The following is a 13,396-nucleotide window of genomic DNA, read 5'->3' on the forward strand; positions in this document are numbered from 1 at the left end:
TATCAGAAACTTGTCAAGGCGTATTTGACACCAGATAGTCTTTTTCCTTCAATACCTGCTCGATCAAATCCAGTGTCTCTTCCGAATCCGCTTCAACTGTGTGATAATGATAGTTGGAAGTGATATTCTTAAGCGGACTGGACTTTCCACTATGGATCCCTTCCATGAATTCTTTGACATTTCTCCGCGATGCCACATCAAGAGGTGCTTCCATATGTCCATAAATCCGGTGATTGATCATTACATTTACCACCTTGCCTCCCAGATCCACGATCGAACAAAGCTCATCCTCCATCTGTTCATCCGTATGACTGACTTTGAACACTCTCGTTACCGTATGCGGTGCATTCAGAATATATCCCCGGTTGGTTGAAATGATATCATATCCGGCTGCACGGATCAGCGCAATGTCCTGTACAATGACCTGACGGCTTACATCATATACCTTCGCCAGTTCTTTCCCGGGTACCGGAACCTCACTGCTCTTTATTTTGCTGACAATCTCTTCTCTTCGTCTGGAACCTGTCATCCCGATATAACTCTCCTTTTTCTGCAATTCTGCTCTGTGCCTGACGTATTACAGACTTTCCTCTTCTGTCTGCCAAATCCTGTCTTCACTCTTACTGAATCCAGACCGGCTTAAATAGCATGCAGATTCTTCAGCGAAATGTCAAGGACAGGAGCTGAATGGGTAAGTGCCCCACTTGATATATAGTCTACTCCAAGAGACGTCAGACGGTCAATATTTTCTTTTGTTACATTTCCGGAACATTCTGTCTCTGCACGTCCGTCAATAATCCTGATTGCCTCCTTCATATCCTCCGGCGACATATTATCCAGCATAATAATATCTGCTCCCGCATCAACAGCCTCACGCACCATATCCAGATTCTCAACTTCTACCTCAATTTTGCGGACAAACGGTGCGTATTCCTTTGCCATTTCCACCGCCTTTGCCACACTTCCTGCCGCTCCGATATGATTGTCTTTTAAAAGCACTCCGTCGGAAAGATTATATCTATGATTATATCCTCCACCGACACGGACCGCATATTTTTCAAAAATACGCATATTCGGCGTTGTCTTTCTGGTGTCCAGAAGCTTCGTCTTCGTTCCTTCCAGAAGCATTGCAACCGAATGTGTATAAGTCGCAATTCCACTCATTCTCTGCAGATAATTCAGTGCCACCCGTTCCCCTGAGAGCAGCGCACGGATATCGCCTGTAATAATCCCCATCAATTCTCCTTTTTTCACTTCGTCACCGTCTTTACAATAGAAATCTGTCTTCACATTTTCATCCAGAATTTCAAATACTCTGTGAAATACATCCAACCCGGCAACTACTCCATCCTGTTTGCAGATCAGCTGCACCTCTCCGATCACCGCTTCTTTCATCACCGCATTGGTGGTCACGTCCTCACTGGAAATGTCCTCCTGCAGTGCTTCTTTTATCAGATGGTCTACATTCAATGTCATCGTAATCTTATTCATTTCTTTTTTCCTCATTCTAAACAGATCTTTTTCTTTTATATTGCCTCTTTACAGAACAACACAGGATTTACTGCATTTTCCACTCCGGAAATCTTATGTGCCGCACGTTTTGCAAACACCAGGCTCTCAAGCAGAGAATTACTTGCCAGACGGTTCGCCCCATGGACGCCATTGCAGCTTGTCTCTCCAACCGCATACAGATGCTCCATCGAAGTTCTGCTGTCGCTGTCTACCCAGATGCCTCCCATGAAATAGTGTTGTGCTGGAACAACCGGGATCCACTCTTTTGTCACGTCATAGCCTTCTTCCCGGCACCGCTCACAGATATTTGGGAAATGCTCCAGGATCGTATTCTTATCAATATTTTCCATGGAAAGCCATACATGATCCGTTCCGTCTTTTTCCATTTGTTCCCGGATTGCTTTTGTCACCACATCTCTCGGAAGAAGCTCATTTACAAAACGTTCTCCGTCTTTATTATAAAGAACTGCGCCTTCTCCACGGACAGATTCTGAAATCAGAAATCTTCGCCCCGGTTTTGAAGAATACAAAGTTGTCGGGTGGATCTGGACATAATCCAGATGCTCCAGACGGATTCCATGCTTCCTGGAAATATCAAGCGCATCTCCTGTCAGATGTGGAAAGTTTGTAGAATGCTGGTATCTTCCTCCGATTCCACCGCTTGCAAAGATGGTATCCTGCGCATAGATCTTCATTTCTTCTCCGTCCTGCGTCTTCGCTACAATTCCTGCACACTTTCCATTTTTAACAATGATATCTGTCATAGTTGTAAATTCGTGTATTTGTACATTTTTTCGTTTCTTTACTTGCGTAAGTAATTTACTTGTGATCTCTTTTCCTGTGATATCTTCATGGAAAAGGATTCGCGGTCTGGAATGTGCACCTTCTCTTGTAAATGCAAGATTTCCGTCTTTTTTAGCGAAATCCACACCATATTCAATCAGATCATGAATAATTTCCTGCGAGCTGCGAATCATAATATCCACTGATTCTTTCCTGTTCTCGTAATGACCTGCGCGCATTGTATCTTCAAAATACCCCTCATAATCCTCATCATCCCGAAGTACACAGATTCCACCCTGTGCCAGAAATGAATCACTGCTTTCCAGATCTGACTTGGTAATCATAAGGATCTGTTTATCCTCCGGAAGATTCAGTGCTGAAAACGCTCCTCCAACTCCCGTTCCAACGATCACTACATCTGTCTTAATCTCCAACTTTATCCCTCCAATTCCGGTTCTCTTAACCGGTCACCTGTTGTTTCTTATTTTTGATTTTCCGGTTCTTTTATTTTGCAGCAAGCTCAAGCATTTTCTCTAACGGTTTTTTGGAATTTTCCCGAAGTTTTGCATCTACGTGAACCTCATTTTCACCAGTCTGCAAAACATGCAATACCTTCTCCAGCGTATTCTTTTTCATATTCGGACATACCGGTAGCTTGTCCGGATAATAGAATGTCTTCTCCGGGTTCTGTTCCTTCAGCTTGTAACCCACACCCTCTTCTGTACAGACAATAAATTCCTGACAATCACTTGCCGTTACATACTGGATGATTCCTGATGTGCTTCCCACGTAATCTGCCATCGCAAGAAGTTCTGCACGGCATTCTCCGTGTGCGACGATCTGTGCCCCCGGATGTCTCCTTTTCACTTCGGCTACATCCTCCGGTTCCATCCGTTCATGAGTCGGACAGAATCCATTGTTGTAAACAAAATTTTTTTCCGGTACATGATCGGCTACAAAATGTGCCAGATTCCGATCCGGAATAAAGAAAATATTCTTGTTCGGAAGTTCTTTTACGATCTTCACTGCATTTGCAGATGTCACACAGACATCCGAGTATTCTTTCAGTGCTGCCGTTGAATTGATATAGCAGACAACTGCAAGATCATCATACTCTTTCCGCATCTTCCGGATCGTCTCCACATCTGCCATATGTGCCATCGGACAGTCTGCTGTCATATCCGGCATCAGAACCGTTTTCTCCGGATTCAGGATCTTCGCACTCTCCCCCATAAAAGAAACGCCACAAAATATGATTGTCTTTTCTTGGAGCTTCGTTGCTGCCTTGCTCAGGTAAAAAGAATCCCCTATATAATCTGCTATTTCCTGCACCTCCGGCCGCACATAATAATGTGCCAGAATGACAGCATTCTTCTCTTTTTTAAGCTTCTGTATCTCTTCCACCGTTGTCATAACGTGATCCTCCCTTACTGACTCTTTTCTCATCTCTGATCTTTTTTCAGCATAGTGCACATTATAGCACCACACTTTACATCTGACAAGACACTTGTTTTATTTCTGTAAAGTTTCGTTTGAGATACATATTTCCAGAATCAAAATCATATACATAGAAACAACATCATTTCTTCTGGAGTTTTATGTTTCATTTAATTCTTAAACACCGGAAAAAAATTTTTCTGATCCTTCCCTGTTGTCTGCTGGTCATTCTGATTTCTTTTCTGTCTGGCAATGCATTTTGGAGCTCCCTGCATGCAGAATCCTCCGACCGGCAATTCCGTACTTTCACACGTAGTCTCTTCCAGACAGAAGTATCCGCAAATACCATCAGCCTTCACTATACCTTGCGTTCTCCTTCTGACTATGGCATCGCGGACATCCCAGCTACATACGGCAGTCTTTCTTCTGATCCCGTTGCTGCAAAGGCTTCTGTCAGAAATGTTCTCTCTTCTCTGCAGGAATTTGATTCCGACACTCTTTCTTCGGAAAATGCACTAACCTTTAAAATCCTGGATACCTATCTTAAAAATACATCCACAGGGACAGATTATCTGCTTTATCAGGAGCCTCTCGGCCCCGTATCCGGTATCCATACGCAGCTGCCTGTTCTGCTCTCGGAATACAGCTTTTACGACACACAGGATGTAGAAACCTATCTGGCTCTCTTAAAAGAAACGCCTTCCTATTTTGATTCTGTCATCCGGTTTGAGCAGAAAAAAGCTGCTTCCGGTCTTTTTATGCCGGATTACCAGGCTGATTCTGTTCTGGACACCTGCCAGTCTTTTATCGATATGGGTAAAGAGAATTATCTGGTCAGTACATTTAACGAGCGGATCGCGTCACTGGATCTTTTACCTGAAAACAAAAAAGATTCTTTTCAGAAAGAAAATATGAAACTTGTAACAGAAGAGATTTATCCAGCTTATCAAAATCTGATCACCGCTATCAAATCGCTGAAAGGAAAAGGAATGAATGAACAGGGACTTAGCCATTTCCCTTATGGAAAAAAATACTATGAATATCTGGTGCGTCAGACTACCGGCTGCAATGAGTCCATTTCCCGTCTGCGACTGATGACCAGGGCACAGATACTGGAAGATCTAAGTGCCATGCAGAAGGTTCTCTTTCCTGCTGACGCAGCACTTACCCAGGCATCTGTTTTGGAGCAGACATCTCCTGATTCCATGCTGGACGATCTCAGGTCCAAAATCACAGATACATTCCCGGAAATTCCTGATGTTGATTTCCAGGTCAAATATGTTCCGGAATCCATGCAGGATTATCTAAGTCCCGCTTTCTATATGATCCCTGCCATTGACAATCTAACGGAAAATGTCATCTACATTAACAACGGGCAGACCGCCTCAGGGCTGAATCTCTACACAACCCTTGCTCACGAAGGCTATCCCGGACATCTGTACCAGACCGTCTATTTTTCTGCTTCTAAGCCGGATCCTATTCGGAGCATTCTTGATTTTGGCGGATACGTTGAGGGCTGGGCCACCTATGCGGAAATGATGTCCTACTACCTTGCACCTCTCCCTAAGACTGAAGCATCCCTTCTCCAGAAAAACAGTTCTGTCATTCTTGGACTTTATGCGCTTGCAGACATGGGAATTCATTATGACGGCTGGTCTGTAACTGATACAGTCCGCTTTTTCAGCGATTACGGGATCAATGATCCAAATGCAGTACAGAGTGTCTACAAACTGATCATTGGAAGTCCTGCCAATTATCTGAAATACTATATTGGATACCTGAAATTTTATGAATTGAAAAAGGAGATGGCAGATGCCCTGGGAAATCAATTCTCCCAGAAAGAATTTCACAGGGCGGTACTGGATGTGGGGCCGGCGCCATTTGAGATCGTATATGATGAGGTGGAAAAAAATTTATTAGATTGATCCTATTTCATACAAAATAAAACTATCCTGTGAGAATCCGAAACATTCCCACAGGATAGCCCATCAAACACATTTTATATAATTTACACTTGAATCTACAGATCCAGTTTCAGATCATTTTCCTTGATCCAGCCACATTTTTTCATCGGAATCGCAATCGCCCAGGAAAGCACTGCCGGAAGAATAAAACAGATCAGCACCAGACCTGCCCAGTCCATTCCGGTGATTGCAGCTTTGGTTCCTTCTGCAATATCATTTACCCAGCCAGTGTACATACCAATCTGTCCGACCAGTCCGCAGGTTCCCATTCCGGATGCCACTGCCGCACCGTTCATCTTCAAATGGAAGATACAGGTTGCGACCGGACCGGTAATTGCGGATGCCAGTGTCGGCGGAAGCCAGATTCTCGGGTTTCTCACAATGTTTCCCATCTGGAGCATCGAGGTTCCTATTCCCTGTGCAAAAAGACCACCCCATTTATTTTCCTTAAAACTCATAACCGCAAAACCAACCATCTGTGCACAGCAGCCGGCTACCGCAGCACCTCCTGCAAGCCCGGTAAGTGAAAGTGCCGCACAGATCGCTGCACTGCTGATTGGAAGTGTCAGCGCAATACCAACAATCACAGATACGATAATTCCCATGAAAAATGGCTGTAATTCAGTCGCCCACATGATCGCAGTTCCTACGGTACTTGCCGCTGCTCCGATCGCCGGTGCACATCCCAGTGAAAGCAGAACCCCCACACAGATCGTCACAAATGGTGTCACAATAATATCTATTTTTGTTTCTTTTGAAACCAGTTTTCCAAATTCTGCTGCAAAAATCGTAACGACCAAAACCGCAAGAGGTCCTCCGGCACCCCCAAGTTCATTTGCTGCCATTCCGACTGCCGCCAGTGAAAACAATACAAGTGGCGGACACTGAAGTGCTACTCCGATCGAGATTGCCATCGCAGCTCCGGTTGCTCCTTTCGCATAACCGCCTACTGTTACAAGGATTCCTATACCAAGCTGTTCTCCGAGTGTGCTGATGATCGTACCGATCAGAAGCGATGCAAACAGTCCCTGCGCCATTGCACCAAGCGCATCGATTCCGTATCGCTTCGCTGAAAAGATAATATTTTTCTTTCTTAGAAACTCTTTCATAACTTTCTCCTGCTCCTGTCATTCTTTTAGTGTATAATCTACTGTCTTGTCACATATGATTACTGTGCAATATTATCCACTGTTTTGCAGAATCCGTCAAGAAGATTTTATTTAAATCTCTTATCTTCGCAAAAGTATGATATAACTGATATGACAAAAAAGTAGGAGTGTACATTTTTTAACTGCACACTCCTGCTTTTTATTTCTTATTTTTACTCTTTATGAAAATATACATGATAAGCTTCCATATCTACTTTTGGAAGAGGGATCATCTTCATTCCATTCGCTTCAAACTGTAATTTTCCATCAACCATATGAATTTCTTCTACTGCCGGTGCTGTAAGGAATTCTTTTTCCTCTGAAAGTGCCGCAAGAATATATGGTCCATATGCAAGATTGACAAATGCCGCATCAGACTTGTTATCCAACACACGGAATTCTATCGGAAGTTCCAGTCGGATCACATCTCCGGCTTTCGGATCTGCATCAATTACCAGATATCCATCATGAAGTGCTGTATCTGCAAGAACTTTTCCATTTACAGACACGTTAAAATCCTTCTGCCCCCATGCCGGAATATGGATTTTAAGAACTTTTTTCTGATCCTTTTGGCAACGGATTTCCATTACACCTTCTTCATCCACACTCTGAAGTTCGATCATCGTTTTTCCATTTTCGTCCGTCAGCACGGAATCTACAAGAAGGTTAATGTAAAGCGCATCTGCATCCTGCGCATAAATATTTTCCATATAGCGGAATCTGCTCTCCATACCGGTTCCATGACAGCAGGAATTCTCTGAAAGGAAGAATTCTTTTCTGCCACCCGGACCAAGTGGAAGAAAATAAGTCGTTCCACCATCACATTTATGACTACTTGATGTCAGGATATGATTTCTCAGCGTATTATCATAATAATCCATCAGATTGCCGCTTCGCGTATATTCAAATAACTGACTGGTCAGGCGCAGCATATTATAACTTGCACAGCTTTCAGCAGCCTTATCCGTAAGATAAGAACACGTTGTATTTGCACGATGGAACATCTCAGTTTCACCAACCCCACCGATACAATATGTATGTCCGCCAGTCACGATATTCCAGAAATTCTTTCCGATTTCCCAATAAATCTCATCACCAGTTGCCCGATACAGATCCATTGCACCGATAATCTGCGGAATATGCTGGTTTGCATGCATATCCTCCAATGTATCGCATTCTTCTTCCATCGGATAGAATAACTTTTCATTTTCAAAAAGTTTTGCAGCCTTCAGATGATTTTCTTTTCCGGTCAGCTCATAGACTTTTACCATTGTTCCAAGCATACCACCAAACTCACCTGCAATATACATTGCCCACATTTTATCCAGTGTTTCTTTTGGCAGACGGGAAAGTCTGTCATATACCCAGTCTCCCATCAAGTCCAAGATCTCTTTTGCTGTCTCATTTCCGGCAAGTACATGACAATCATATAATCCAGACATAATCTTATCCAAAGTATAATACGGAGCCCAGATTTCCGGATACTTGGTATATACTTCCAGAAGATCGAACTGTTCCTCTGAGTATGCACTTAAAAATCCTCTGTGATATTTGCCGGTTGCCGCAAATGCATCCTGGCACTTTTTCAGCTCTTCTACCATGTAATTGACTTTATCTAAAAATTTTGGATTGCCGGTTGCTGCAAATGCAAGTGCAATACCCGACAGATAATGTCCTGTCGTGTGCCCTTTCAGTTTACAGCTTTCCTCATCCCAACCGGTCATCGGAGGTGCCCCTTTTGTATCCAGTCCGGTCGCTTTGCGGAAATTATAAAGCATCTGGTCATCGTCAATTCCAAGAAGATATTCTTCCATCAGCTTCTGGTATTTATAATAAAGAGTTCCTTCTTTCAACCGAACCTGTCCAAGTGGAAAATAACCCACTTTTTTCTCCGGTCCCTTTACTGGTACTATTTCCTTTTTATAATGGATCTCTGCAGATGCTTCCTTTTCTGTTCCATCGATCACACCTGCAACTGCAACCACTGTCTCTTCTTTTGCCGGCTCATATGTATTCCATTTCACCGGCATTGTCATGCGGCGTCCATCTTCTGTATATACGATCACAACTGACGGAAGATGTGCTTCTTCACCGGCCAGTGCATTAAGAACGACTTTACGTACTTCTTTTACGATATTTTCTTTTGCTTCCTGCAATACGGTCGCCACATATTCTCTTGACTCACTACGTCCTTCATATGTTGCGGTAACCGTCAGTGTAACTTTACGGTTTCCCATGCCATGCAGCGGACGATGTACCTTTCCTGTATTGTCAATAAATCTTTCTTCCCCTGTCTCCCAGGTAAATTGAGCACCGTATTTTCCATTCTCCGGGAGTGTAAGATTGTCATCTACCGTGCTCAGATTCCCAATATAAATTGCATCCAAATCTTTTTTAATAATTTCTGCTGCGTTCATGTTTTGCTCCTTTTCGTATAAAAATTGGATTCGAACCATCTATAGACTATATTCTATGTTTCTCTCCATTCTTTGTCAAGATTTTGCACATTTTTTGTTAATTGTAGTCATTTTTATTGTGCGATATATACATTTTTCAAAAAAATCTGAATACAACATTCGATAATTTTTATATACAACTTTTATTTATACAAGTACCGCCAGCCACACACTCGCTGCAAGCCCTGCAAATGTTGCAATAAGTGCTCCGGCAAGAGTATACCTGGTTTTTTTCACCTTTGCTGACATAAAATACACAGACATCGTATAGAAAATCGTTTCCGTACACGCCATCGAAATTGAAGCGATCATTCCGTTTCTCGAATCCGTTCCAAATTCCTTGTAGATATCAAGCAATAATCCCGTTGCGGCAGAGGACGAAAACATTTTCACAATCGTAAGCGGAACCAATGCCCCTGGAAATCCGATCTGCTCCGTCACATTTCCAATTATTTCCGATATAAATTCCAGAAAACCCGATGCACGCAAAATCCCCACTGCCGCCATCAATCCGATCAACGTCGGCATCAGCCGCACGACCGTCCAAAATCCACGCTTTGCTCCCTGAATAAAAGTATCATATACATTCACTCCTGCAAAAATTCCATATATAAGAATGGACAAAATCATAAAAGGGACTATAAAGTCAGATATGTATAAAAAAAGGCGCATAAAAACAGCTCCTGGCGAACCACTTTACTAAAAAGTATATTCGCCGGAGCTGTTATTCATTCCGTTTGCTTTATAAAGAAAACTTTTCTATTCCTCATCCGCATACTTCGCAAACCGCTTCTCATTCTGATGGATCACATAATAATACATCACGATCAGCAACGCACTTGCCAGGATCCATGCCGCCGGACTTGCCATGCATACTCCAAAGTAACTCTTCTGCCCTGCCGCGATCATGGCAACAACGCCCCTGCCAACCAACTCAGCCACACCAGCCATCATCGGGAGCAGTCCATATCCCATTCCCTGGATTCCATTCCGGTAAACATTTACAACGGTAAGCGGAATAAAGAAAGTACCGACGCATTTCAGATAAATATCCACGGAATGCATAATTTCTGTCAAATCCCCAGACAAGAACAGATACGTCATATATTTCCCAACTGTCATAATGATCGCCGCAACTACGACTGAATAGATACTTCCCATGATCGTAATTGACTTAAATCCCTGACGGATCCTTTTGATCTTACCTGCTCCAATATTCTGTGCGCAATAGGTTGCCATCGTGGTTCCCATCGCAACATATGCCTGCGTCACGATCTGCTCGATCTTATTCGCTGCGGTAAATGCTGCTACCTGTGTGGAGCCAAGCAGATTCAGGGCAGTCTGTACCATCATGGTTCCAATCGCTGTGATCGAATATTGAAGAGCCATCGGGATTCCGACTGCAAGCTGGATCTTCAGCAGATGTCCGCTCGGACGCCAGTCCTCCTTATGTAAATGCAGGATTGGAACCGCCTTCACAATATATACCAGACACAGGATTCCCGAAATCCCCTGTGAAATCACGGTCGCCCATGCCGCACCGGCTGCGCCCATGTGAAACGCAATGATAAATACCATATCCAGCACAATGTTGAGCAACGCCGCAAGAATCAGGAAATATAGCGGAACCTTGCTGTTACCAAGTGCCCGCAAGACACTGGATAAAAAGTTATATAGCATCTGCGCCGCAATTCCACCACAGATTACCATAATATACGCATAGGCATCCTTGAAAATATCATCCGGTGTCTTCATAATCCCAAGAAGCGGTTTCATTGCCATCATTCCGAGCACAGTCATAATAAGAGACATAATAATCGCCAGAATCGCGGCATTTCCTACAGTCTTGCGCATTGCTTTCATATCACCCGCGCCAAATTTCTGTGCCGTAAGTACGGTAAATCCTGCCGTCATTCCCAGTATAAATCCATTGATCAGAAACATGATCGTTCCCGTACTTCCAACAGCCGCAAGTGCTTTGGTTCCCACGAACTTTCCTACGATAATCGTATCTGCCATACTGTAGAACTGCTGAAATACATTTCCAATGAAGATCGGCAGTGTGAAATTAAAAATAATTTTTCCCGGATTCCCGGTCGTCAAATCTTTCTGTAATGTTTTCATATATTCCCTCTGTTTATCTTATTAACATTTTACCTTTCGTCATTATAGAAAAATGTATCTTAAATTGCAATTGTCGTTTTCACGAAATTTCCCCTGTTTCACAAAGTATTTCCCGTTTATTTGACGGAATCTTTGACACCCCAGATTCTATCCTCTATAATAGTTTATATAGAAAAAAATTATCATTTTCAGGAGGCATTGATATGAAACCACTGCCCTTTATCATGCAATATGTCAGGCGATACAAATATCGCTATATTGCCGGAATCCTTACTCTTTTTGCTGTAGATGCGGCAAGTGTATTTATTCCAAAACTTACCGGTATCATTACCGATGGTCTTACCGCGCGCAGCATTACCTGGAGTTCCATTCGTACCTGTCTTCTTGGGATCTTTCTGATTGGTCTTCTGCTTGCAGTCGGCCGTTTTTTGTGGCGTTATTTTCTTTTTGGAACCGCACGTATTATCGAGCGTGAACTGCGTAATGAAATGTTTTCCCATCTGGAAACTATGGATGTGGAATACTACAACAGCCACAAAACAGGTGATCTGATGACCCGGTTTACCAGTGACTTAAATGCGGTCCGCATGGCACTTGGCCCTGCTGTCATCTGCATCTTTGATTCCGTAGTCATGACGCTCCTGGTCGTCTGCCAGATGATGTATTATGTCAATATAAAACTGACCCTTCTGGCACTGATCCCGATGGTCATCATCTGCCTCGGCTATATGCATTACGGAAAGGTACTGGATGACCTCTACACCGAACGTCAGGACAGTGTTTCCAATCTTGCCGACTTTGTACAGGAAAGCTTCTCCGGGATCCGTGTGATCAAGGCCTTTGTTCGCAAGCAGGCAGAAATCCTTTCTTTTTCCAAAAAGAACCAGGATACCATGGATAAAAGTATGCGCATCGCAAAGCTGGAAGCCATCCTGATCCCGCTTCTGGATGTGATCATCGGATTTTCCAGTCTTGCCTCACTCCTTTATGGGGGATACCTCGCCCTGATCGGACAGATTACACTCGGACGCTTCGTAGCTTTCAATCAGTATGTCAATATGCTGGTATGGCCGATGCTCGCCTGTTCGGAAGCTGCCGTCATGTTTTCCCAGGGAACTGCATCCATCCGCCGTGTACAGGAAATCCTGGAAGCACAGACAAATGTAAAAGATACTGCTTCTGTCACAACTTTAGATACCCTGCACGGGGATATCCGTTTTGATCACCTGACCTTTACGCACCTTGGAAATACTTCTCCGGTACTGCATGATATCAATCTGGACATCCCATCCGGGACAACCCTTGCCATCATCGGGCGCACCGGCAACGGAAAGTCCACTCTGGTCAATCTCCTGCTCCGGCTTTACAACACCGAGCCAGGCATGATTTATCTGGATGACCATGATATCAACACAATTCCGCTGAAAACTCTGCGTGAAAATATTGCTTATGTACCACAGGATAATTTTCTTTTTTCCGATACTCTGAAAGCAAATATTGCATTCGGTACAAAATCACAGGATATGAGCCGTATTATCGCCGCAGCAAAATCAGCCTGCATTCACGATAATATTGCAAATTTTCCGGACAACTATGATACGATCGTCGGCGAACGTGGCGTTACGCTTTCCGGCGGTCAGAAACAGCGCAGCTCCATCGCCCGCGCCCTGATAAAAAATGCACCGATTCTGATCCTTGATGACTCCCTTTCCGCTGTCGACACCGATACAGAAGAACATATCCTACATAATCTCAGGGACGATCGTAAAGGAAAAACAACAATCCTGATTGCACACCGAATTTCCACGGTACAGCATGCCGATCTGATCATGGTACTTGAAAACGGGGAAATGAAAGAGCTTGGAACACACACCGAACTGATTCAGAAAAATGGTATTTATAAAGATATGTTTGAAAAGCAACAGTTGGAAGCTTCCATTGGAGAACAGGAGGTCATTAACAGTTAAAGATA

Annotated in this window: 10 protein-coding genes; 2 read left to right on the forward strand and 8 right to left on the reverse strand. The window is 43.5% G+C overall.

From position 1 onward, the window contains the following. Window positions 1-13 precede the first annotated feature (13 nt). The 4 genes from PGR14_RS09270 to nadA form a co-directional block, all read right to left on the reverse strand. A complete protein-coding gene (locus PGR14_RS09270) occupies window positions 14-529 on the reverse strand; it encodes a transcription repressor NadR (RefSeq protein WP_055248154.1) in 516 nt (171 codons plus the stop codon). Window positions 530-639: 110 nt separating this feature from the next. Then, a complete protein-coding gene (gene nadC, locus PGR14_RS09275) occupies window positions 640-1,491 on the reverse strand; it encodes a carboxylating nicotinate-nucleotide diphosphorylase (RefSeq protein WP_270223294.1) in 852 nt (283 codons plus the stop codon). A gap of 35 nt (window positions 1,492-1,526) precedes the next feature. Next, window positions 1,527-2,729, reverse strand: a complete 1,203-nt coding sequence (locus tag PGR14_RS09280) for an L-aspartate oxidase (protein WP_270223295.1) — start codon at window positions 2,727-2,729, stop codon at window positions 1,527-1,529. 70 nt (window positions 2,730-2,799) lie between these two features. Beyond that, window positions 2,800-3,708 carry a quinolinate synthase NadA gene (nadA, locus tag PGR14_RS09285; protein WP_270223296.1) on the reverse strand — a complete coding sequence of 303 codons (909 nt, stop codon included), beginning with the start codon at window positions 3,706-3,708 and terminating at the stop codon, window positions 2,800-2,802. 185 nt (window positions 3,709-3,893) lie between these two features. Here nadA and PGR14_RS09290 point away from each other — a divergent pair, with 185 nt between their 5' ends. Beyond that, window positions 3,894-5,657, forward strand: a complete 1,764-nt coding sequence (locus PGR14_RS09290; protein ID WP_270223297.1) for a DUF885 domain-containing protein — start codon at window positions 3,894-3,896, stop codon at window positions 5,655-5,657. Window positions 5,658-5,752: 95 nt separating this feature from the next. Here the strand turns inward: PGR14_RS09290 and PGR14_RS09295 are convergent, their stop codons facing one another. The 4 genes from PGR14_RS09295 to PGR14_RS09310 all read right to left on the reverse strand — a co-directional run bounded on the left by PGR14_RS09295 (window position 5,753) and on the right by PGR14_RS09310 (window position 11,424). After that, window positions 5,753-6,805 carry a PTS transporter subunit IIC gene (locus tag PGR14_RS09295; protein WP_270223298.1) on the reverse strand — a complete coding sequence of 351 codons (1,053 nt, stop codon included), beginning with the start codon at window positions 6,803-6,805 and terminating at the stop codon, window positions 5,753-5,755. Window positions 6,806-7,017: 212 nt separating this feature from the next. After that, entirely contained in the window at window positions 7,018-9,261 is a 2,244-nt protein-coding gene (locus PGR14_RS09300; RefSeq protein WP_270223300.1) for a beta-L-arabinofuranosidase domain-containing protein, read from the reverse strand. 186 nt (window positions 9,262-9,447) lie between these two features. Further along, window positions 9,448-9,972, reverse strand: coding sequence for a spore maturation protein (locus PGR14_RS09305; RefSeq protein ID WP_055248145.1), 525 nt, complete (start codon window positions 9,970-9,972; stop codon window positions 9,448-9,450). 87 nt (window positions 9,973-10,059) lie between these two features. After that, window positions 10,060-11,424, reverse strand: a complete 1,365-nt coding sequence (locus tag PGR14_RS09310; protein ID WP_055248143.1) for an MATE family efflux transporter — start codon at window positions 11,422-11,424, stop codon at window positions 10,060-10,062. 203 nt (window positions 11,425-11,627) lie between these two features. Between PGR14_RS09310 and PGR14_RS09315 the strand changes: the two genes are divergently transcribed. Next, window positions 11,628-13,391: an ABC transporter ATP-binding protein gene (locus tag PGR14_RS09315; protein ID WP_055261563.1), complete on the forward strand. Its 1,764-nt coding sequence runs from the start codon at window positions 11,628-11,630 to the stop codon at window positions 13,389-13,391. The last annotated feature ends 5 nt before the right edge of the window (window positions 13,392-13,396 follow it).

The organism is Coprococcus sp. AF99-45 (genome assembly GCF_027663865.1).
Lineage (GTDB): Bacteria > Bacillota > Clostridia > Lachnospirales > Lachnospiraceae > Allocoprococcus > Allocoprococcus comes.